Here is a 22,076-nt window from a genome sequence, read left to right as displayed (position 1 = left end):
TGATGCTGTTCAGGCGATCACGTCAGGGCGTGCGGTCCTGGGCGCACCGCAGCAGGGCAAGGACGAAAGGCGGCCCTTCCATGCCCCCCTCCTCCCCTGCTCAGTCTTCTTCCTCCTGCACCCGGGGCACGCCGCCGGTCCAGTCCAGCCGGGCCACGTGCAACTGGCGGTGCGTGTGCCCAGCGTTCCAGGCATGAAAGACAATGTGGTCCTGCCCGTCTGGCCCGACCACCAGCGAGTTGTGGCCCGGCCCAATCCAGCCGTTCAGCCCACTGCGCAGGACGGTGGCCGCCCCAGCCGGTTCGTGCCACGGCCCCAGCGGATGGTCGGCCACCGCGTGCCCCACGCCGTAGGTGGCGCTGGTCCAGGCCCCGCCGGAATAAAAGCAGTGGTACTGGCCGAAGCGGAACACCACAAACGGCCCTTCGAGGGTGTGCCAGTCGTACACCTGCCCGTACATGGGCCGCTGCCGGCTGTACAGCTGCCAATCGGCCGAGGGCCGCAGCACCGTCTGGGGCGGCCCGGCCGGGGTCAGGAGGTCGCGAAGGGGCATCACCGCCAGCATGGTGCCCACGCGCTCGCCGCCCAGTTCATCGCGGGCAAAATACAGGTACCACTGCCCGTTCTGGGCGCGGAACGGGTGGGGGTCAATGGCGAAAGGCTCATCTGGGGTCAGGTTCAGCCCCTGGTCGGTGAAGGGCCCCAGGGGATGGGTGGCCGTCGCCACCCGCAGGTGGTGGCCCTGGTCGCCCTGCCCCACCGAGTAGTACAGGTAGAACACGCCGTTCTGCTCGGCCACCTCGGGCGCCCAGTAGTCGCGCCGCTCGGCCAGCACCGGGGTCAGGGCGCCTCCGTGCGAGGTCCAGTGCTGCAGATCGGGCGAGGACAGCACCTCAAAGGCCCGCCCGTTGCCGCCCTCTTCATGGCCGTGCAGGCCGGTGCCGTAGGCGTAATAGGTCCCCTGCCACGCCAGCACGAAGGGGTCGGCAAAGTAGCCGGGAAAGCGGGGGCCGGTCATCGGGCGGGGCGAGGGGCGGGCTGCGGCGTGAGGGTGGGCCCACTGAGCTTCAGCCGGCCCCCGCTGAAGGTCACACGGTCCAGGCGCATGCTGCGGTAGCCCACCTGATCGCCAATCTGGCCGGCGGTCCAGGCGTGGTACACCAGCCACGTCTGCCCCGCGCCGTCGGTCACCACCGACTGGTGGCCGGGGCCCGCCACCGCGCCCCGGCTGGTCAGCACCGGGTTGTCGGCAGACTTGCTGTAGGGGCCGGTCACCTTGCTGGCGGTGGCGTAGCCCACCGCGTACAGGTCGCTGTCAAAGGGCCCAGCCGAATACAGCAGGTAATATGTGCCGCCCGCCTTGTACAGGGTGGGCGCTTCAATGACGGCACCCTCCCACAGCTGGAAATTCTGGATCAGGTCGGTGGCTTTGCCGGTCAGGCTCAGGCCATCCTTGGCCAGCGGCTGCAGGTAGATGCGGGTGCTGAGGTTGCAGCAGTTGCCGTCGTTTTTCCACAGCAGGTAGGCGCGGCCGTCCGTGTCCACGAAGGGGCTGGCGTCAATGCTGCCGCCTTCCTCCACCTGACAGACCAGCGGCCCGCTGCCCTGGCCCTTGAACGGCCCAGCGGGCTGCGCAGCGGTGGCCACGCCAATGCACTGGCGGCCACTCTTCAGGTCCCGGGCGGTGAAGTACAGCACGTAGCGCCCGGCCAGTTGCACCACTTCGGGCGCCCAGGTCAGGCCCGGCTGCACCCAGGCAGGCAGCACGGGCATGGCGTCGCCCACCCGCTCCCAGTGCACCAGATCGCGGCTGACCGCGTGCGGCACGTTGCCGCCGCTGCCGTTGGTGGCGTAGGCGTGGTACTGCGTGCCGGCCCGCAGAACGAAGGGATCCGGGAAATTGGCGTCCAGCACCGGGTTGCTGAAGGTGGTGGCTGTCGCGGTGGGCGGGGGGCTTGCGGCGCCCCCCGCTTGGGCCCAGGAGCCCACCAGCAGGCCAAGGGCCAGAAACAGGGGTTTGAGCATGAAGTCTCCAGCGGGGCCCCGTCAGGTGCGGGGCGCCCAGGGGGGAAAGGGCGTGGGAACACGGGGCTCTCTGGTTCCGGCAAACCGGGCCTACTCTTTCAGGCCGGTGGTGGACAGCCCTGCTTCCAGAAAGCGCTGGGCAATCAGGTAGGCCACCAGGGCGGGCACGGCGGCCAGGGTGGTGGCGGCCATCAACTTGCCGTATTCGGTGGTGTAGCGCTGGGAAAAGGTGGTGATCCCCACCGGCAGCGTCATCTTGTCCACGTCGGTCACCGTGTACAGCGGCCACAGGTAGTTGTTCCACGACCCCATAAAGGCGAACACCGCCAGCGTCACCAGCGAGGGCACGCTGAGCGGCAGGATGATGCGCCACAGAATCTGAAAATTGCCCGCGCCGTCCAGCCGGGCGGCTTCTTCCAGTTCGCGGGGAATCCCCACGAAAAACTGCCTCAGCAAGAACACCCCGAACACCCCGCTGATGCCCGGCCAGATCAGCGCGTGGAACGAATTGATCCACCCGAAGTTCAGCATCATGATGTAGGTGGGCACCAGGGTCACGATCCCCGGAATCATCAGGCTGGACAGGATGAACCAGAACCACGCGTTGCGGCCCGGAAAGCGCATGCGGGCCAGCGGGTAGGCGGTCAGGGCACACAGGGCCACGTGCAGCACGGTAAAGGTCAGCGCCACGAACAGCGAATTCCAGGTCCAGCGCAGAATGTTGCCGTCCGGCGAGGTCAGCACCGCGCGGTAGTTCTCCAGGGTGGGGTGCGCGGGCCACCACTGCACCGGCGACGCGATGGCGTCGGCCTCGGTTTTAAACGACGTGCTGATCATCCAGTACACGGGCGCCAGAAACAGCAGCGACAGCAGACACAGCACCAGAAAACGGGGCCACTCGCGCGGTAAGCGGCGGCGTCGGGGGGGCTGGGCCCGGACAGGCGCTCCTTCGGGCGGCACCGTGGTCATTTCTCCTCCGCGCTCTGAACGTCGCGCGCCATCAACCGGAACTGCGCGGCCGTGAGCACCAGCATCATCAGGCCAAACACAAAGCCCATGGCCGCCGCGCTGGAAATCTGCGAGTTGGTAAAGCCCTCTTCGGTGATGTACTGAATCACGCTCTGGGTGGAGCGCGTGGGGCCGCCGTTGGTGATCACCAGCGACTGCCCGAACAGCTGAAAGGACGCCAGCGCCGTGGTGATCACCACGAACAGCGTGATGGGCGTGAGCATGGGCCACGTGATAAAGCGGAACTGCTGCGTGCCCGTGGCGCCGTCCAGCGCCGCCGCTTCATACAGGCTGTGGGGAATGTTGCTCATGGCCGCCAGATACAGGGTCATGTTGAAGCCCACCGTCCACCAGATCGTGCCCACCACGATAGGCACCCAGGCCAGCCCCTCGGTGGACAGCCACGCGATAGGCGGCGCGCCGGTCATCAGGTCGCGCGCGGCGTTCACCAGCCCAATCTGGTTGTCGAACATCCAGCGCCACAGAATGCCCATCACGGAAACAGTCAGGATGCCCGGCATGAAAAACACCGCCCGGAAAAAGGTGCGCCCAAAAATGGGCCGGTGCAGCAGCGCGGCCAGCCCCAACGCAGCGGCCACCAGCAGCGGCACGCTGACCAGGGTGAAGAAGGTGGTGTTCCACAGGGTGCGCCAGAAGAACTCGAACTGCGGGGTGCCGCTGGTGAACAGGTTGCGGAAGAACTCGGTGCCCACGAAGGTCTGGGTGTTGTTCAGCAGGTCCCAGCGGTGCAGGCTAATGTACAGCCCGTACCCGATGGGATAGACGGTGAACATGAAAAACAGCGCCGCGTGGGGCAGCAGGTACAGGTACGGCTCCAGCGAGCCCCGGCGGCGGGTGCCGGGCGGCGCGTGCGTGGCGGGCGCCTGGGTGGTGGTCACGGTTCACCTCTGAAAAAGGGAGAAGGGCAGGCGGCCGGGGATAAAACGGGCGGTGGGGGTGGCGGGGCCTACCCCTGCCGGGCCGGCGCCGCTGCCCCCACCCCACGCCCCGGCTTTAGCGGAAGTTCTTGCGGGCCTGCTCAATCTGCTTGTTGGCCTCGGCCACACCGTCGTTCAGGGCCTTGGCCACCGGCTTCTTGCCCAGGTAAGCGGCTTCCCACGCGGCGTCAAAGGGCCCCATGACCTGCCCCACCCAGGGGAAGCCACTGGTGGCGTACACATTGTTCAGGCGGTCAAAAATCCCGCTGATGGCAGCCGTTTCGAAGCGGGGGTTGCCAGCCACGGCCGCCTGGGTGGGCAGGCTGCCGGTGGCGGTCCAGGCGAGGTTCTGCTCGGGCTGGGCCATCCAGGCCATGAATTCCAGCGCGGCGCGGCGTTTGGCGGCGCTGTAGCTGGCGGGCTGGCGCGGCAGCGTCAGGTGGCTCGACCCACCCCAGGCCGCGTCGCGCACCGAACCACCAACGCGCGGCATAAAGGTCACGCCAAAGTTCATCTTCTGGCTCTCAAAGCGGTCCAGGTACCACTGCCCGCTGGGGAACATGCACACCTTGCCCTGCGAGAAGGCGGCCAGTTCGGCTTCCTCGGTGGCGTTGGGGCGCGCCACGCCGTGCTTCTGCACCAGATCCACCAGGAACTGCACGGCGCTGACTGCCTGGGGCGAGTTAAACGCGGCGTTCTGGTTGCGGTCAGTCATGGCGCCGCCGTTCTGCAGAATAGCGGCGTAGGCAGCCCGGGCCCCCACCCAGTTGTTGTACAGGCTTACCCCCCAGGTGTCGAGGTTCTTGGGATCAAAGCCGGCCTGCGTGGCGTTCTTGCCACTCTTGTCCACTGTGCACAGCTGCGCCGCACGCAGAAACTCGGCGCGGGTGCGGGGCGGCTTGTTGGGGTCCAGCCCAACTTTTCTCATCAGGTCCTTGTTGTAGAACATCACGTACGCCACGCTGGAAATGGGCACGCCGTAGGACTGGCCCTTGTAGTCGGCCGTTTTGAACAGAGGTCCAAAGAACTTGTTCTTGTCCAGGCCCGCCGTTTTCATCTCGGGGGCGGTCAGCGGCGTCAGGGCGCCGCGCGCAATAAAGCCGGTGATCTGGTCTTCGTTGATCACCACCACGTCCGGCGCGCGGCCAGACGCCACGAGGGCGGGCAGCTGCTGCCACGTGGTGCCCCAGGGCTGCGCTTGCCCCCGCACCTCAATGTTGGGGTGGGTGTCGTTGAATTTCTTGATCAGGGCTTCCATCACCGGGCGGTCCGGGCCAGTAAAGCCGTGTAGGTAGGTGAGGCTGACTTTCTGGGCGGTCGCGGTGCCCGCAAGCAGCAGGGCCAGACTCAGGGAACGGGCCAAACGGTTCATAGGTGCCTCCTGGGAAGGACAAGACGGCCGGATCGTCAACAGCGCCAGAGCAGGAGACGGGTGCGCGCTGGGCACTCAGGCCGCTCGGGCCCCCTGGCCAGGGCACACCCCTGGCACGAAACCCGGACCAACCTGCAGCACGCGCTGCACAGCTCTCATGTCAATCTGGTGGAACGATAGTAACGGAGCAAGTTGTTATAAGTCAACAAAAAATGAGGATTTTTTAGAGAAGTACTGCTGCATGAGCTGGAATAGGTGGCGTCCTGCACGCATACCTGACCTGAGAGGCTCGCCCAACCTCCGTGTCTGGTCATCACAACCTATACCTAAAACTTGTTATATTCGAGACTGTTCCGGCAGGGTCAGCGCCCCAGGCGCGGCTGTCGTCCGGAAGGAGGTTCTATGCCCGTGTCCAGACATCGCGTCCTCAGAGTGGAAGGCCAGGAGGCGCTGGTGGTGCTCAAGGCGCTGGCAAATGAGACCCGGCTGCTGCTGCTGAGCCAGCTGTCGCAGAACGTCATGAACGTCTCTGAGCTGGCCGACGCCCTGAACCTGCCGCATTCCACAGTGAACTTCAATCTGAACCACCTGCACGCCGCCGGGCTGATCTCGTTTGAGTACGAGCCCGGCACGCGCGGCTCGCAGAAGCTCTGCTCCAAGCGCTACGACGAGATCGTGTACAAGCTGCCCGGCGTGGATGTGGAATCCAACCCGCATCAGGTCAGTGTCTCCATGCCCATTGGCAACTACACCCACATCGAGGCGCAGCCCACCTGTGGCCTCGCCTCGGAAACCAAGATCATCGGCATGCTGGACAACCCCCGGTCCATGTACGAACCCGACCATGTGTACGCGCAGATTCTGTGGTTTGGCCGCGCGGGCTTCGTGGAATACACCTTTCCCAACAACCTGCCCTACGGCGCCCTGCCCGACACCCTGGACCTGAGCATGGAACTGTGCTCCGAGGCGCCGCAGTACGACCCCGAATGGCCCTCAGACATCACCCTGTTCATCAACGGCCACGAGGTCGGCACCTACACCAGCCCCGGCGACTTTGGCGGCGCGCGCACCCACCTCACACCGCGCTGGTGGAACGAGGACCAGACCACCCACGGCCTGCTCAAGCACTGGATTGTGACCGCGCAGGGGGCCTACATTGACGGCGAGCGGCTGTCTGATCTCACCATTGGGGACCTGAACCTGCAGGGCGCCAACCAGATCAAGGTGCGCTTAGAGGTGCGGGCCGAGGCGCGCAACTGCGGCGGCATGACCCTGTTTGGCCGCAAGTTCGGCAATTACGAGCAGGACATTGTGATGCGCACCAGCTACGTGTTCCCCGGCGAAGCCCCCCGCGTGCCCTGAGGCTAGAGTTGCAAAGTCTGGTCTTCGCTCAGCGGGACGGGACATCACACTTCTAAAAAAGTTGACCCAGGTGTGGTGGTAGCCGCGCACACCTGGGCTGCCTGGCTGTCCTGAGCAGAGGCCCGAGCTTTGGGGCTGACCCTTTGGTCCTACCGACGCGCCTGGGTCACTGCTCTGGGGGTCTCAATCCAGCAAGTGCCGACTGGGACACGCATACAAACCCCACAGTTCTCTGCACCAAACACCCAAACCCCGCTGACAAGCTTCTGACATTTCAGGGTTCAAGACCCTTCCCCAAGGCTCAACATGAGGACAGCCAGCGAGGCTGAGCCCGCTTCTTGCCGATGAATGCAGCGTTTACCACGCTGCCACCTTGGCAACCATGAAACCAGATGAAGACATCTTCACTCTTTTTGGGGAAGGGACTCAAGGACGGAGCGCCCCGCGCTACCGTTGGCCTTCTCGGCTTACCAGGAGCGGAAAAACGAATTTTCACCGTATGAGAAGGTATTCATCCAGCAACGTGCGCCCATCAGCCGCCAGTAAGTCACAAGTTTTTTAATGACAATACCTCAGGAAGACCACCCGGGCGCTGACAGAATTCAGCAAGAAGCGGCCCTTTACCGTACTTCTACCCACCGTCTGCTGGGGGTTTTAGATTTATCGTGAAGGAACTTGACACATACCAAGTCTGCTCTTAGGCTTTACCGAAGCTTTACCCGGGTGCCTCCCCGGCGCCCTTCAGGAGACCCGATGCGAAACGTTCACCCCCGTCCGCTTATGCAGCGTCCTCTGTGGTCGTCTCTGGACGGCGCCTGGGACTTCGCCTTTGACCCGCACGCCGTGCACGGGCACCCGGCTGGCGTGGATTTCAACCAGCAGATTGAGGTGCCTTACCCGCCCGAAAGTCGGGCCAGCGGCCTTCACCAGCAGGCCCATGGCCGCGCGGTGTGGTACCGCCGCACCGTCAGCTGCCCCCACGAGTGGACGGCCGGGCGCACCCTGCTGCACTTTGGGGCCGTGGACTACCACGCGACCGTGTGGGTGAACGGGCGCAAGGTGGCCGAGCACCGGGGCGGTCACACGCCCTTCTGCGTGGACGTGACCGATGTGGCCGATGAGCCCTTTGAAGTGGCCGTGCGCGCCGAGGACGATCCCCTGGCGCTGGACCAGCCGCGTGGCAAGCAGGACTGGCTGCCCGAGCCCCATTCCATCTGGTATCCGCGCACCACGGGCATCTGGCAGACGGTGTGGGTGGAACGGGTGCCGGGCACGGCTGTGGACCGCCTGGAATTCCAGCCGGACCTGGACACCTGGGGCGTGCATGTGCGCGTGAACGTGCAGGGGTACCGCCCGGGGCTGAAAGTGCGCGTGCTGCTCAGCGTGCCCGGTGAAACGCTGGCCGACGACGTGTATACCCTGACGGGCACAGAACTGCACCGCGTGGTGCCGCTGCTGGACGGCGGCATTGACAGCCACCGCAGCCACCTGCTCTGGAGCCCCGAGCACCCCCAGCTGATTGACGCGCTGGTGGAGGTGCTGGACAGCGCCAGCGGTGAGGTGCTGGACCGCGTGGTGGGCTACACCGCCCTGCGCTCGGTGACCATTGAGCAGGGCCGCTTCCTGCTGAACGGCTCGCCCTATCCGCTGCGGCTGGTGCTGGACCAGGGCTACTGGCCCGAATCGCTGATGACCGCCACCAGCGACCAGTACCGCGCGGATGTGGAACTCACCAAACGCCTGGGCTTTAACGGCGTGCGCAAGCACCAGAAGCTGGAAGACCCGCAGTACCTGTACTGGGCCGACCGCCTGGGCCTGCTGGTGTGGGCCGAAATGCCCAGCGCCTACCGCCTGAGTGACCGCAGCATTCAGTCGGTGACCGCCGAGTGGATGGAAGCCGTGATGCGCGACCGGGGGCACCCCTGCGTGGTGGCCTGGGTGCCCTTCAACGAGTCCTGGGGCGTGCCGGACCTGACCCGGCGCGGGCGCTCGCGCTCGCTGGTGCGCGCCCTGTACGAACTGACCCGTTCGCTGGACCCCACCCGCCCGGTGATTGGCAACGACGGCTGGGAAAACGACACCACCGACATCCTCACCATTCACGACTACACCCCGGCGGCCGAGGTACTGCGTGAGCGCTACGGCACCCGCGAACAGACCCGCGAAACCCTGCTGCACGCCCGGCCCGGGGGCCGCAACCTGCTGCTGGACCCTGCGCTGGCCGACCGGGGCCTGCCTGTGATGCTCACCGAATTTGGCGGCATCGCCTACATGCCGGATCATCAGGGCGGCTGGGGCTACAGCCACGCGCAGGACAGCGACAGCTTTACCGCCCACTACGAATCGCTGCTGAACGCGGTGCACGAAAGCCAGGGGCTGGCGGGCTTTTGCTACACCCAGCTGACCGACACCTTCCAGGAGAAAAACGGCCTGCTGGACGAGTACCGCCGCTTCAAGGGCGACCCCACCCGTATGCTGCGGGCCACCGCTGGACGGCGCGACCCGCGCACGGTGAACGCCGCCGAGGTGCCCGATCCCTTCGGCTACAGCCCGGAGTGGCAGGCCAAGCAGCTGATGCACAGCTTCGGCTCGTAAGCTGGGGACCGGGGGGCGTCACCACGGCCCCCTCCCCTGCCCGCTTCGTCCGCCAAGGCGCAGCCCCCAGGGCCTGCGTCTTTTTTCCATGAAGGATGACCCTATGACGCCGACCCCCTCCATTGAAGCCCAGCCCTGGGGCGTGACCCCAGCAGGCGCCGCCGTGACGCTGTACACCCTGCAGGCCGCCCCCCTGCGCGCGCAGATCATGACCTACGGCGGCGTGCTGGTGGGGCTGCAGGCCCCGGACCGGACCGGCACGCTGGCCGACGTGACCCTGGGCCACGACGAGTTGGCCCCCTACCTGAGCCGCGAGACCTCGCCGTACTTCGGGGCGCTGATTGGCCGGTATGGCAACCGCATTGCTGAGGGACGCTTCGTGCTGGATGGGCAGCCGGTGACCCTGGCGCGCAACAACGGTCCCAATGCCCTGCACGGCGGCCCGGGGGGCTTCGACCAGCAGCTCTGGCAGGCCACCCCAGAGACCGGGGCCGATTTCGTGAGCCTGCACCTGCGCCGCACCAGTCCAGAGGGCGAGGAAGGCTACCCCGGCACGGTGCAGGTGGAGGTCACGTACACGCTGAGCGCGGCCGAACTTCGGCTCCAGTACCGCGCGCAGACCGACCGCCCCACCGTCCTGAACCTCACCAACCACACCTACTGGAATCTGGCTGGCGGCGGGCGCGACGTGCTGGACCACCGCCTGCAGGTGCAGGCCAGCCACTTTACGCCGACTGGCCCCACCCTGATTCCCACCGGCGAGGTGCAGCCCGTGGCCGGCACACCCTTCGACCTGCGCCAGCCCCAGCGCCTGGGCGACGTGCTGGCGCACCCCCACGAGCAGCTGACCTTTGCGGGCGGGCTGGACCACAACTTCGTGTTGGACCAGCCTGGCACCGGGCAGGCCGTCGCCACCCTGCACGACCCGCACAGTGGCCGCCGCCTGGAGGTGCAGACCACCCAGCCAGGCCTGCAGGTGTACAGCGGCAACTTTCTGGACGGCACAATCACTGGGCGCGGCGGCCAGCGCTACGGGCACCGCTGGGCGGTGTGCCTGGAAACCCAGCATTTCCCCGACAGCCCCAACCAGCCCCATTTTCCCAGCACTCGCCTGGACCCTGGCGAGCCCTTTGAAAGCCAGACGGTCTACCGCTTCTCGGTGCAGGATTGAGAGAAGGGCCAGCCACCGGACAGAGTTCGTAGATGACGTGGCGACGCGACTCTTGCTCGTATCACATGGCGCGCCCAGGCCAGCCTTGCGGCAGAGTAAACCCATAAGCCTCGAAAACGACGCCGCTTCAATCGTAGACAGAAGGGATTTGAGAGGAGCTGGGCGTTCCCATTGGGCATGACAGTGACCCTTGGGCCCTCAATTTGTGGGCACTCCAAGCCTCACCTCACCCCTGCCCAGCCTCCTCACCGTCCTGTCTTGCCCACGCTCAACGCCCCACGCTCGACGCCCCACGCTCCACCCCGCTGCGCTACACTTGTGCCACATGGCACATGCACACGACTCGGCGTTGTACGCGCAGTGGGTGGACTTGCTCGGCTGGCTGGAGGCCGAGGCGGCTTCACGCGGCCTGGGGTTCGAGAAGGTGGCGGATTTCCCGGACTACATCTACCGCATGGAGCGTCCGTACGATCTGCCCACCACCGTCATGAGTGTGCGCGTGACCGCAGGTGGCCAGCCCCTGATGATCGCGGCTGTCAGCCCCCGCCACGCCGACCTGAAGGGCGTCTCGCTGCGCCTGATGGGGGGCAGCAAGCACTGGCACCTGCACGCCGGCAGCGCAGGGCTGCTGGAAGGCAAGCGTTCCTTTACCCGCGAGCGACTGGCCACCCTGCTGGACGGCGCCCTGCAGGGCGTGCGGGCCGTCTAGTTTTCATACAGAGCACCGACCGCAAGCGGCGATCCACACCTCGGATCGCCGCCGCTTTCTATGCTTGAAGCCCTACTCCGCCCCAGCAAAGGCGATGAAGCCGGCGCCCACGCCAATCAGGGTGCCCACCAGCACCTCCAGGTAGGTGTGGCCCAGCAGCACCCGCAGGGGCAGCGGCGCAAAGCCCTCGCGCACCACGGCACGCAGTTCTTCCACCAGTTCGTTCAGCAGCCGGGCCTGCTGGCCGCTGCTGTGGCGCACCCCGGTCGCGTCGTACATGACGATCAGGGCGAACACCGCGCAGGCCGCGAACAGGGGGCTGCCCACCCCTTCGGTGATGCCCACGCCGGTGGTTAGGGCCGCCACCATGGCGCTGTGGCTGCTGGGCATGCCGCCCGTTTCCATGAAGGCGGCGGGGCGCCAGCGGCGTTCTATTAGCAGAATCAGGAGCACCTTCAGTACCTGGGCACCCGTGCTGGACAGCACCGCCACCCACAGCCAGCGGTTGCCGAACAGGTCAGCGAAGGAGTCCACCGCTGACCTCGGGTATCTGGATCTGGGGGCTCTGGGCCTGCTGGGCTTCAGCCGCCAGCACGGTGTTCATCAGCAGCTGCGCCACCGTCATGGGGCCCACGCCGCCGGGCACCGGGGTCAGGGCCCCGGCCACGCCCGCCACGTCGGGGTGCACGTCGCCGGTCAGGCGGCCCTGGCCGGCCTCATCGGGTACGCGGTTAATGCCCACGTCAATCACCGTGGCGCCGGGGCGCACCATCTCGGGGGTGATCAGGTGCGCGCGGCCAGCGGCCACGATCAGCAGGTCGGCCTCGCGGGTCACCGCGCCCAGGTCGGGGGTGCGGCTGTGGGCCAGGGTGACGGTGGCGTTGGCGTTCAGCAGCAGCGCGGCCAGCGGGCGGCCCACCAGGGCGCTGCGGCCCACGATCACTGCGCGCTGCCCCGCCACCGGCAGACCGTAAAAGGCCAGCAGCGCCATCACCCCGGCGGGCGTGCAGGGGCGCAGGCCCGGCTGCCCGGCCCACAGGTGCCCGGTGCTGACCGGGTGCAGGCCGTCCACATCCTTGGCCGGCAGCACCGCGTCCAGGACCGGCTGGGGGTCCAGATGAACAGGCAGGGGCAGCTGCACCAGCACGCCGTGCACGGCCGGGTCGGCGTTCAGCTGCGCAATTAGGGCCAGCAACTCGGCCTGAGGGGTGGCTTCGGGCAGGGCGTGGACCGTGCTGCGCAGGCCCACCTCGGCGGCTTTTTTGGCCTTGCCGCGCACGTAGGCCACGCTGGCGGGGTCGTCGCCCACCCGCACCAGCGCCAGCCCCGGGGGGGTGCCCAGGGCGGCGGCGCGCCGGGCAGCCTCGGCCAGCAGGGCCTGGGCAGCGGGCGCGCCGGGCAGGGGCCGGGCGGGGCCGGCGGTCACTCCTGCGGCTCCGGCGCGGGGTCTGGGCTGGAGGTCTGGACTGCAGGGCGATCCCCGCCGCGCGGCTCCTGCAGGCTGCGGCTCAGGCCGCCCAGCACGCCGTTCACAAAGCGCCCGGAATCGTCGCCGCCGAACTTGCGGGCAATACGCACCGCGCTCTCAATGACCGGCGGGTGCGGCTCAGTGGTGTGCAGCAGCTCGTAGGTGGCCAGGCGCAGCACGTTCAGGTCGGTCTGGGCCATCTGGTCAAAGCTCCAGCCGCGAATGGTGCGGCGCAGCGTGGCGTCAATGTCCGGGCGGTGGGTGCCCAGGCCCGTCACCAGTTCGCGTGCAAAGGCCAGGGCCTCCTCGTTGAGCGGCGCAAAGGTATCGTCGCCGGCGCGCATGGCGCCCTCGGCACGGTTGAACACGCTCTGCAGCGGCAGGTCGCCCCGGTCGGCCTCGAACAGCACCCGGAAGGCGAATTCGCGGGCGGCGCGGCGGGTGCCAACAGGAGCGGCAGCTTTCTCGCGGCGGCGGGTCACGCGGGGCTGCCTTTGGGCAGGCAGACGTTGTGCACGCTCACATTCACGGCGCGCACTTTCAGGCCCGTCATCAGTTCAATGTTCTCCCGCACCGCCTGCTGCACCTGCTCGGAGAGGGCCACGAGGTTGCGGCCGAACTCAATGTTCAGGCCCACGTCCACCGTCACGTCCTGTCCTTCGCGGGTCACGCGCAGGGCGCGGGGGCGGCGGCCGGGGGTCTGGTTGCGCAGCACCTCGCCCATCTTCAGGGGCGCCGAGGCCACTTCGGTGCCCTCAATGCCGTCCAGGGTGGTCACGGCAATGTCCATCAGGACATTCTTGCTGATCTCGATTTCTGGTGTTGCCATGCTGCTCTTGCCTCCACACGCGCGCCCGTCTTGGCACCGGGCCTGGGCGCGCGCCAATAGGCTTCAGTGTATCCCGTCTGCGCACATGGGCAGGGCGGGCGACCCGGACCCCAGCGGGCGCTGCTGGGCGGTGCCCGGCCCCTGGCGCACGTTCTGGCGCGCTTACCCCTGCGCCGGCGTGACCCCCTTCTCGGCCAGCAGCGCGGCCAGCCCGGCTTCGTCCAGCACGGTGACGCCCAGTTCCTGGGCGCGCGCCAGCTTGCTGCCCGCCTCCTCGCCGGCAATCAGGTAGTTCGTCTTGCCCGTCACCGAGCCGGTCACGCGGCCCCCAGCGGCTTCCAGCTGGGCCTTGATGGCGTCGCGGGGGCGGCCCAGGGTGCCAGTGATCACAAAGTTCAACCCTCGCAATTGCTCGCCGCGCGCCTCTGTTTCGCCCTGGGGATTGATGCCCGCCGCGCGCAGCTTGGTCAGCAGGCGCACGGTGCCCTCTTCTTTCAGGGTGACGGCCACCGCCGCGCCAATCACCTTGCCCAGGCCCGGCACCGCCTCAATCTGCTCGGGGGTAGCGTTCATCAGGGCGTCCAGACTGCCGAAATGACGGGCCAGTACCTGCGCGTTGCGCTCGCCCACATGCGGCAGGCCCAGCGCGTTGATCAGGCGCCACAGCGGCTGCGTCTTGCTGGCCTCCAGCTGGCCCAGGATGTTCTGCGCCTTTTTCTCGCCGCCGCGTTCCAGGCCCGCCAGCTGCTCAGCCTTGAGGCTGTACAGGTCGGCAGCGTCCTTCACCAGCCCGGTTTCCAGCAGCTGGGCAATCAGTTTCTCGCCAATGCCCTGAATATCCATCGCCCCGCGCGAGACGAAATACTGAATCATCCGGTACTGCTGCGCCGGGCAGGCAGGGTTCTCGCAGTAGGTGTTGGCGTCGTCCTCGTGGCGCACGGCGGGGTGGCCGCACTCTGGGCAGTGGATGGGGAATTCAAAGGGCACAGCCCCCTGGGGGCGCTTGTCCAGCACCACGCGCATGATCTGCGGAATCACGCCGCCAGATTTGCGCACCACCACGGTGTCGCCAATGCGCAGGTCCAGCCCCCGAATGTAATCCTCGTTGTGCAGCGTGGCCTTGCTGACGGTACTGCCCTCAATCAGCCGGGGCTGCAGGTGGGCCAGCGGCGCCAGTTTGCCGGTGCGCCCCACGTTCACGGTGATGCTCTCCAGCACCGTTTCCACCTCTTCCACCGGGAACTTGTAAGCAATGGCCCAGCGCGGCGCGCGGCTGGTAAAGCCCGCTTCCTCCTGCAGCCGCAGGGGATCCAGTTTGATCACGGTGCCGTCGGCGTCGAATTCAAAGTCCTGGCGCCCGGCGATCATGCGGGCGTGGTAGTCGGCCGCCGCCTGGAGGCCCTGCAGGCGCTCCGTATGACGGCTGACCGGAAAGCCCTGGGCGGCCAGCCAGTCCAGCACCTCGCCCTGGGTGGTGGCGGGCACGCCGTCGCGCTTGCCCAGGGCGTAGAAGATGGCCTTGAGGTTACGGGTGCGCGTCACCTCCGGGTCCTTCTGCCGCAGGGCGCCGGCCGCGCCGTTGCGGGGGTTTTTCAGCAGTGGGGTGCCCAGTTCTTCGGCCTGGGCATTGAAGGCGGCAAAGTCGGCGCGGCTCATGTACACCTCGCCGCGCACCTCCAGTTCACCGCGCAGCCCTTCCAGACGCGCCGGGATGCCAGACACGGTCTGCACCTGAGCGGTCACGATTTCGCCGGTCACGCCGTTGCCGCGCGTGGCGGCCCACTGCAGTTCGCCGTCCACGTAGTACAGGTTCACGCTCAGGCCGTCAATTTTCAGCTCGCCGGTAAAGCTGAAGTCGTCGTGCTCGGGGGGCAGGTTCAGGGCGCGGGCCAGCTTCTCGCGCCAGTCGTTCAGTTCCTCGTCGCTGAACACGTTGTCCAGGCTGGTCATGGGCGTGGGGTGGTTCACTGGCACAAAGGCGCTGCTGGGCGCGCCGCCCACCGCCTGCGCCGGGCTGACCCCACCGCCCAGGGCCGCCGCCTGCTCGGCCCAGTCGGGGTGCTCGGCTTCCAGGGTCCGCAGCTCGCGCACCAGGGCGTCGTATTCGGCGTCGGGGATCAGCGGGGCGTCCAGTTCGTGGTACGCGCGGTTGTGACGGGCGACCTCGGCGCTCAGGGCGAGGTAGTGGTCGAACGCGGCCTGGCTCATGGGGGCCAGGATACGGCGCGTGCAGGCGGGGGCGGGGAAGGTCGAGGAGTCAAGGGGTCGAGAAGTCGAGGGATGGCGGCAGGAACGGCTGACCGCTGGCCTCTGTACTCCCTCGCTGTTGGCCACCGCCCGGTTCTCCTGGGGTGGAGCTACCTGCCCCCCCGCCCTCAACCCTGCGCCCTGTCAGACTCCGGTGAGAATCCAAGCGTGAAGATGCCCTGAACAGTGCTCATACCCAATCCCTCATCTCCGTCAGGTCAATGTGACCCCCCACAGGGTCTAGACACCTTGGGATTTCCGTATACTCTGTTCAAGCATCCACATCCCACATCCCACTCTTCGGAGGAAGCTCAATGAAAAAAATGCTGACCATCGCCCTTGCCCTGACCGTCTCGGTCGCCTCTGCCCAGACCGTGCGCGTTGGCCTCGCCTACGACGCCGGCGGCAAATTCGACAAGAGCTTTAACCAGAGCGCCTACGAAGGCAGCCAGCGCGCCGTCAAGGCCTTTGGCATCCAGACCAAGGACTTCGAGCCCAGCGACCCCAGCCAGACCGTGCAGGGCATCCGCGAGTTCGCCAACCAGGGCTTTGACCTGACCATCGGCGTGGGCTTTGCCAACAACGCCAGCATCTCGCAGGTGGCCAAGGAAAACCCCGACCTGTACTTCGGTCTGGTGGACGACGTTTCGCAGCAGAAGAACGTCGCCAGCCTGATCTTCGCTGAAGAGCAGGGCAGCTACCTCGTGGGCTACATCGCCGGCATGAACTCCTCCACGGGCGTGGTGGGCTTCGTGGGCGGCATGGACATCCCCCTGATCCACAAGTTTGAAGCCGGCTTCAAGGCAGGCGTCCGGGCCGCCAACCCCAAGGCCCGCGTCATTGCGCAGTACGTGGGCACCACCCCCGAAGCCTGGAACAACCCCGCCAAGGCCAAGGAAATCGCCGGCAGCATGCGCGCCAAGGGCGTGGACATCATCTTCGCGGCGGCCGGTGGCTCGGGCAACGGCGTCATTGACTACATCAAGCAGACCCAGTGCCTCAAGGCCAGCCAGCTGCCTGCTGGCGTGAAGTTCAACACCAACAACTTCGCCAACATCAAGAAGAGCGCCAGCTACACCCGCGCCTGCGCTGGCAACACCCGCCCCATGTTCTTCATCGGCGTGGACAAGAACCAGAACCCCCAGGGCGACTACGACAACAACCCCGCCACCATGAACCACGGCCTGACCAGCATGCTCAAGCGTGTGGACAACGCCGTGTACGCCCTGATCCGCGACGTGAAGGAAGGCAAGTTCAAGGGTGGCGAGCGCCGCTTCGGCCTGCGCGAAGGCGGCGTGGGTTACGCCGTGGACCAGTACAACCGCGTGCTGATCACCAGCGCCCAGGTGGCCCGCGTGGAAGCCGTGAAGGCCAAGATCATCAGCGGCGCCATCAAGGTTCCCACCACCCGCTAAATCTCACCTCTCTGTGCAGCGCGCTCCATGTGGGCGCGCTGTTTGCGTTGGGGAGGGAGAGAAGGGGTTGCTGTTGGTCTGGCCTTCGTAGATGCAGCAGGGAGGGACAGATGGGCAAAGGCGAGCTTGCGTTCGCAAGGACTTGATCAAGCTGCCCACAACAAGGCTGCTTTTCCTGGTGCCGCCGCTCTTTCGCTTTGGGCTGGGCGCCAATCCACCCGCCTTGGCTGCGTCATGTGAGCTCGGCCTCGCTCTTCCTGTACCCGTGCGCCAAGGAGGCCGGAGCAGGGGGATGGCCACTCCCATCCCCAACCAAGCAGAGCCCGTTTCCTTCCTGAGCCGTGGATCACCCACGCTCTACCGTGGCCACCATTTGCCCCCTGCCGCAAACGAAAGCGCCGGACGAGAGGGTCCGGCGCTTTCGTTTATGCCTTTTAGCGGCTCTCGCCACCGCCCTGGAGCGGCTGACCCTGCTCATCTACCACGGTCACGCGGCTATACGTGCCCGGCACGCGCACAATCGTCCAGGGGCTGGTAATGGCCTGGGTGGCAAAACCGCTGGGGGCCGTCACCCGCACGGTCACGGTGAGGGTGCCGCCACTGGCCGCCACGCCCGTCACCTTCACGGTGTAGCCGCCTGTGGGACGCTGGCCCAGGAACACGCCCACCAGGGTATTGCCGCTGATGCTGGGTGGGGTGGGCGCGCCGGTCTGGCGGCCGTAGGCCTGGGCGTACAGATTCAGGGCCGCTGCGCTGGTGGTCGCCAGCTGGGCACTGAAGGCGGTGGCGGTCGCGTTGGTGCCACTGGCGACTTCGGTAAAGGTCACGCGCGCGCCTCCTGTGGGGGTGCCTGGGGTGGGCGAGGTGGGGGTGCTGGCCTGGGGCACATTCGGCAGAATGTACAGCCCGGTGCGCAGGTATTCGCTGGGCGCAGGCTCAATGGTCAGGGGGGCGTCGGGGAGGCTACGCTCGTCCAGCACGGCCACGGCCAGCGGGCCCTGATTCAGCAGTTCGCGGCCCAGGGCGCGGGCCTCGTCGGCGGTCAGGCGCCCGGCGCCGGCCAGGCCATCCACGGGGGTGCCGGCCACGGTGCCCTGCACACCGGCCAGCTTGGTCCAGGTGCGGCCATCGGTGTAATACACGGCGCTGAGGGCCGCGCCGGGCTGCGGGCTGACCATAAAGAGGCCGCTGGCCGCGCGCGTCACACTCAGTTTCTGGGCCATAGGCGTGGTGGGCAGGCGGTAGGTGGCGCCGCCATTCACGCTGAGGGTGCCGCTAAGGGCCAGGTTCCCGCTCCCCTGGGCACGCAGATCCACCGGGGTATTGCCAATCTTGACGCTGCTCTGGCCGCCCTGGGCGGTGCCGTACACCCACACCACGCGCTCCTGGGTGCCGCCGTACAGCAGCGCTTCGTGCACCCGCAGGTTGCCGGGGCCAGTCATGGTGCAGGCGCTCAGAAGTCCTGCGGTCAGGGGCAGGACGACGGGGAGAATTCGCTTCATGCCGCCCAGCTTATGGAGCCCGTCTGACCGGGGACTGAAGGGGGCCTTGACCCAATGCAGAGGAACGCGCGCCGCTCAGGCCGGGGCGCTCAGCAGTTCGCGGGCATGCTGCAGGGCCGCTTCGCTGGTGTTGCCACTGAGCATCCGCGCAATTTCTTCCAGGCGTTCGGCCTCGTCCAGCAGGCGCACACGGCTGACGGTGCGTCCACCTTCCACGCTCTTTTCCACCTTGTAATGGTGGTGGGCCTGCGCGGCAATCTGGGCCAGGTGGGTCACCACCAGCACCTGCCGCGACGCCGCCAGCGTCCGCAACTGCGCAGCCACTGCGTGCGCGGCGCTGCCGCCAATCCCGGCGTCCACCTCGTCGAACACCACAGCGGGCGTGTCGGCCCCCAGGACCGTGCTGATGGCCAGCATCACGCGCGAGAGTTCGCCGCCCGAGGCCACGTCGGCCAGGGGGGCCAGTTCCTCGCCGGGGTTGGCGGTGAAGTGCAGGGCCACGTCGCTCAGGCCATACCCGGCTGGCTCGGGCAGCGGCGCGAGGTGAAAGGCCAGCCGGGCGTGCGGCATCCCCAGTTGCCGGATCACGGCCAGCAGGGCCTCGGCCAGCGGGAGGGCATGCTCGGCGCGGGCGTCGTCCAGGGCCTGTCCGGCGCGGCGCACTTCGCTGAACAGGCGCTCCACCTCGGCGTCCAGGGTGCCGGCGTCCTGCTCGTCGCGCTGCAGGGCGGCCAGTTCCTCTTCCACCTGGGCGTGAAAGGCCACCACGTCATCCAGGGTGGGGCCGTACTTGGCGCGCAGCTTGCCCAGTGCGCCTAAGCGGGCTTCCACCCGGGCCAGTTCCTCGGGGTCGGGGGCCTGATCCTCGGCCACGCCGCGCAGTTCGCCCACCACGGCCTGAATGCTGTCCAAGGCTTCTTTCAGTTCGCGCTGCAACTGGGCACTGGTGTCGTCGTAGCGGGCACTGGCGTTCAGGGCGCGCGCGGCCTCGTTCAGAAAGCCCAGCGCGTTCTCGTCGCCGTCGCTCAGCAGGTTCAGGGCGGCGGCGGCACTCTGGGCAATGGTGTCCAGGTTGGCCAGCCGGGTCAGGTCGGCCTGCAGGGGCTCTTCCTCGCCGGGCTGGGGGCCCAGGTCGGCAATCTCTTTGGCCTGAAAACCCAGCAGGTCCAGCTGCCGGGCGCGCTCGCGCTCGCTGGTGCGCAGGGCGTCCAGGCGCTCGCGGGCTTCCGTCCAGGCGCGGTAGGCGCTGGCGTAGGCGGCGGTCTCTTTCGGCAGTTGCCGGTCCAGCAGGGCGCGCTGGTTGGCGGGGGTCAGCAGGCTCACCGCGCTGTGCTGCCAGTGAATGGTGAGGCGCCGGGCGGCCCAGTCCTGCAGTTCGCGCAGGCTGACCACCTCGCCGTCCAGCCGCGCGGTGCTGCGGCCCTGGGTGGTCACGCGGCGGCTGGCCACGTCGTCGGCCCAGAAGCCCGTGACCAGCAGGTCGGTTTCGCCGCTGCGGATCAGGTCGGTGTTGGCGCGCGACCCCAGCAACAGACCCAGGGCGTCCACGATGATGCTCTTGCCCGCACCTGTTTCGCCAGTAAAGACACTGAGGCCGGCGCCGAAATCCAGGCTCAGCGCCTCAATAGTGGCGAGGTGCCGCACCTCCAGGCGGGTGAGGGGGGGCGGGCCAGCCGGGGCCGGCGCCTGGGGCGCTGGGGCCACGGCCGATGAATCTGCTGCGCGCGCGCGGGCCTTTCGGGTCACGCCCCCGAGTCTACCCCCAACACAGATGCCCCGAATGCGACGCGGTTTCCACCCGGCGCCCGGTGAGACGAGTGGAGCAGCAGTCATTTCCCGACAGGCACCGAATGTTCCTTGCTTTCTTGGGGAGCCCCCTCTGTTGCCGCCTCTTCTTCCCCGCTCTGGGCGTCCTCTCGTGGGCCACACATCCGCCCCCTATGCCGGCGTTTTCCCACCCGTCTTCAAACATGAAATTGCCGTTACAGTCTCCCCACGTTCTGCAGGGCCTGGGACGGCCACAATGACGGCCGTGGGTGGCGTTCCCCTGGGCCAGACAGGCGCGGGCCGGAAGCAGGCGCCACCAGTGAACAAAGGAGAGTCAGCCATGACCAATGAATCCACGGGCGGCGTGAGCAAGCGCAGCCTGCTGCTGCTGGGGGGCCTGGCCGCCCTGGCCCTGAACAAGGACACCCGCCGCGCACTGGTGCACGGCAGCCGCTCGGCCTGGAGTGGCACCCAGGGCACGGTGACGGATACCCTGGCCCCCGCCCTGCTGGGCGCGGCGCACTCGGCCAAGGAAGTGGCGGTGCACACGGCGTCCACGCTGCGCGAGGAAGGCGTGCCCAAGGCGGGCGCCCTGCTGAGCCAGGTGGCGCACGTGGCGGGTGAGCTGGTGGGGCAGGCCCAGGAGCGCGCCCTGCACCTTGCGGGCGAGGCCGGGCAGGCCACCGCCCATGTCGCTGCGCGCGGCGGCGAGCGTGCCAAGCAGGTGCTGCATGTGGCGCAGGCCGGCGTGGGCCATACCGTGGCCGATGCCCAGGGTGCCGGGCGCGAACTGTTGGCCAGCGTGCACGACCGCGTGGGCCATGTGCTGCACGAGGCCGCCGACGGCCACGAGGCCCGCAAACGCCGCGCCGAGCGCACGCTGCGCCAGGCCCGCCGCGAGGCCATGCGCGACCTGCAAGGCGGCAAGAAGGCCCTGAAGGCCCACCAGCTGGAAAAAGCCGTGGCCAAGCGCCTGGCCCCGCTGGAAAAACAGCTGACGCGCGAGCTGCGCCTGCTGGAGAAACAGCGCCAGCGCGCCCGCCGCGACGACAAGCGCGGCTCGGGGCTGGGCGGCGGCGTGACGGCCCTGGTGTTGCTGGGCACGGGTGCCGTGGTGCTGGCCCGCGTCCCGGCTGCCCGCCAGGGCATTCTGAACGCGGTGGAGGGCTACAGCCCCGAAGCCGCGCAGTCGCTGCGCCAGGCCGGCCGCAACGCCCGCAACCTGATTGGCACCATGTGGTTGGAACGCATTGAGGAAGAAAAGGCCACCCCGGCCCCCGGTGCGGCGCGCCCCACCCAGGCGGCCACCACGGGCGCCACCTGGGGCGGCGCCGTGGCCCCGGACTCGCCCGCTGCCGCCAAGACGGCCGCCGAAACGGAAAAGACCGAGGCCAAGGTCACCGACCCGAACGCGGAAGCCGCCAAGGCCAAGAGCGACGCTCCGAAGGCGGATACCAAGGGTGGCAAGTCGGCGGGCGCGACCAACTGAACCCAGCGGGATATTTGCCAGAAGTGTGGGGGCCGGTGAGGGCCCTCACACTTTTTTGGCGTGCGGCCTTATCAGGAGTGAGCTGGCGAACTCCAAACCGAACGTTGTCCTCGGCACTCTTCCCGCTCAGCGACCTGATTTGACTGTTCCCCTTCTTCGCAGCGTTGAAAGGGCGACAG

Annotated in this window: 18 protein-coding genes; 6 read left to right on the top strand and 12 right to left on the bottom strand. The window is 67.5% G+C overall.

The features are described from left to right. Nucleotides 1-100 precede the first annotated feature (100 nt). The 5 genes from KMW22_RS09355 to KMW22_RS09335 form a co-directional block, all read right to left on the bottom strand. Entirely contained in the window at nt 101-1,018 is a 918-nt protein-coding gene (locus KMW22_RS09355) for a glycoside hydrolase family 43 protein (RefSeq protein ID WP_221089783.1), read from the bottom strand. After that, on the bottom strand, nt 1,015-2,025 hold the full coding sequence (locus KMW22_RS09350) for a glycoside hydrolase family 43 protein (RefSeq protein ID WP_221089782.1): 1,011 nt from the start codon (nt 2,023-2,025) through the stop codon (nt 1,015-1,017). The genes KMW22_RS09355 and KMW22_RS09350 overlap by 4 nt, the downstream gene beginning before the upstream one ends. A gap of 90 nt (nt 2,026-2,115) precedes the next feature. Continuing rightward, nucleotides 2,116-2,994: a carbohydrate ABC transporter permease gene (locus tag KMW22_RS09345; RefSeq protein ID WP_221089781.1), complete on the bottom strand. Its 879-nt coding sequence runs from the start codon at nt 2,992-2,994 to the stop codon at nt 2,116-2,118. Next, nucleotides 2,991-3,932: a carbohydrate ABC transporter permease gene (locus KMW22_RS09340; RefSeq protein ID WP_221089780.1), complete on the bottom strand. Its 942-nt coding sequence runs from the start codon at nt 3,930-3,932 to the stop codon at nt 2,991-2,993. Before KMW22_RS09340 ends, KMW22_RS09345 begins: the two co-directional genes overlap by 4 nt. Nucleotides 3,933-4,047: 115 nt before the next feature. Then, entirely contained in the window at nt 4,048-5,343 is a 1,296-nt protein-coding gene (locus tag KMW22_RS09335; protein WP_221089779.1) for an ABC transporter substrate-binding protein, read from the bottom strand. Between the two features lie 402 nt (nt 5,344-5,745). Here KMW22_RS09335 and KMW22_RS09330 point away from each other — a divergent pair, with 402 nt between their 5' ends. The 4 genes from KMW22_RS09330 to KMW22_RS09315 all read left to right on the top strand — a co-directional run bounded on the left by KMW22_RS09330 (nt 5,746) and on the right by KMW22_RS09315 (nt 11,180). Next, the gene (locus tag KMW22_RS09330; RefSeq protein ID WP_221089778.1) at nt 5,746-6,705 is read left to right on the top strand and encodes an ArsR/SmtB family transcription factor; all 960 of its coding nucleotides are present in this window, start codon (nt 5,746-5,748) and stop codon (nt 6,703-6,705) included. A gap of 780 nt (nt 6,706-7,485) precedes the next feature. Further along, nucleotides 7,486-9,300 carry a glycoside hydrolase family 2 protein gene (locus KMW22_RS09325; RefSeq protein WP_221089777.1) on the top strand — a complete coding sequence of 605 codons (1,815 nt, stop codon included), beginning with the start codon at nt 7,486-7,488 and terminating at the stop codon, nt 9,298-9,300. 103 nt (nt 9,301-9,403) lie between these two features. Beyond that, nucleotides 9,404-10,471, top strand: coding sequence for an aldose epimerase family protein (locus KMW22_RS09320; RefSeq protein WP_221089776.1), 1,068 nt, complete (start codon nt 9,404-9,406; stop codon nt 10,469-10,471). Nucleotides 10,472-10,796: 325 nt separating this feature from the next. After that, nucleotides 10,797-11,180 (top strand): NADH-quinone oxidoreductase subunit 15, encoded by a 384-nt coding sequence (locus KMW22_RS09315; RefSeq protein WP_221089775.1) that lies wholly within the window; start codon nt 10,797-10,799, stop codon nt 11,178-11,180. 72 nt (nt 11,181-11,252) lie between these two features. On the opposite strand, the gene KMW22_RS09310 is transcribed toward KMW22_RS09315, so the two are convergent. From KMW22_RS09310 to ligA, 5 genes are all read right to left on the bottom strand, one after another. Further along, a complete protein-coding gene (locus KMW22_RS09310) occupies nt 11,253-11,714 on the bottom strand; it encodes a divergent PAP2 family protein (protein ID WP_221089774.1) in 462 nt (153 codons plus the stop codon). Then, the gene (gene folD, locus KMW22_RS09305) at nt 11,698-12,606 is read right to left on the bottom strand and encodes a bifunctional methylenetetrahydrofolate dehydrogenase/methenyltetrahydrofolate cyclohydrolase FolD (protein ID WP_221089773.1); all 909 of its coding nucleotides are present in this window, start codon (nt 12,604-12,606) and stop codon (nt 11,698-11,700) included. The genes KMW22_RS09310 and folD overlap by 17 nt, the downstream gene beginning before the upstream one ends. Next, nucleotides 12,603-13,130, bottom strand: a complete 528-nt coding sequence (nusB, locus tag KMW22_RS09300; protein ID WP_221089772.1) for a transcription antitermination factor NusB — start codon at nt 13,128-13,130, stop codon at nt 12,603-12,605. The genes folD and nusB overlap by 4 nt, the downstream gene beginning before the upstream one ends. Then, nucleotides 13,127-13,477, bottom strand: coding sequence for an Asp23/Gls24 family envelope stress response protein (locus tag KMW22_RS09295; protein WP_221089771.1), 351 nt, complete (start codon nt 13,475-13,477; stop codon nt 13,127-13,129). Before KMW22_RS09295 ends, nusB begins: the two co-directional genes overlap by 4 nt. A 162-nt stretch (nt 13,478-13,639) precedes the next feature. Beyond that, a complete protein-coding gene (ligA, locus tag KMW22_RS09290; RefSeq protein ID WP_221089770.1) occupies nt 13,640-15,685 on the bottom strand; it encodes an NAD-dependent DNA ligase LigA in 2,046 nt (681 codons plus the stop codon). A 353-nt stretch (nt 15,686-16,038) separates the two neighbouring features. Here ligA and KMW22_RS09285 point away from each other — a divergent pair, with 353 nt between their 5' ends. Further along, nucleotides 16,039-17,139 (top strand): BMP family lipoprotein, encoded by a 1,101-nt coding sequence (locus tag KMW22_RS09285; protein WP_221089769.1) that lies wholly within the window; start codon nt 16,039-16,041, stop codon nt 17,137-17,139. 434 nt (nt 17,140-17,573) lie between these two features. Here KMW22_RS09285 and KMW22_RS09280 read toward each other — a convergent pair whose 3' ends face one another. Further along, nucleotides 17,574-18,641 (bottom strand): protease complex subunit PrcB family protein, encoded by a 1,068-nt coding sequence (locus tag KMW22_RS09280; protein WP_221089768.1) that lies wholly within the window; start codon nt 18,639-18,641, stop codon nt 17,574-17,576. A 75-nt stretch (nt 18,642-18,716) separates the two neighbouring features. Beyond that, entirely contained in the window at nt 18,717-20,387 is a 1,671-nt protein-coding gene (locus tag KMW22_RS09275) for a DNA repair protein RecN (RefSeq protein ID WP_328774647.1), read from the bottom strand. A 361-nt stretch (nt 20,388-20,748) separates the two neighbouring features. Here KMW22_RS09275 and KMW22_RS09270 point away from each other — a divergent pair, with 361 nt between their 5' ends. After that, nucleotides 20,749-21,897: an alginate biosynthesis protein AlgP gene (locus KMW22_RS09270; RefSeq protein WP_221089766.1), complete on the top strand. Its 1,149-nt coding sequence runs from the start codon at nt 20,749-20,751 to the stop codon at nt 21,895-21,897. The last annotated feature ends 179 nt before the right edge of the window (nt 21,898-22,076 follow it).

This window comes from Deinococcus aquaedulcis, from assembly GCF_019693445.1.
Lineage (GTDB): Bacteria > Deinococcota > Deinococci > Deinococcales > Deinococcaceae > Deinococcus > Deinococcus aquaedulcis.
The sequence above is the reverse complement of the archived record's forward strand: the minus strand, read 5'-3'. Positions and strand labels throughout refer to the sequence as shown.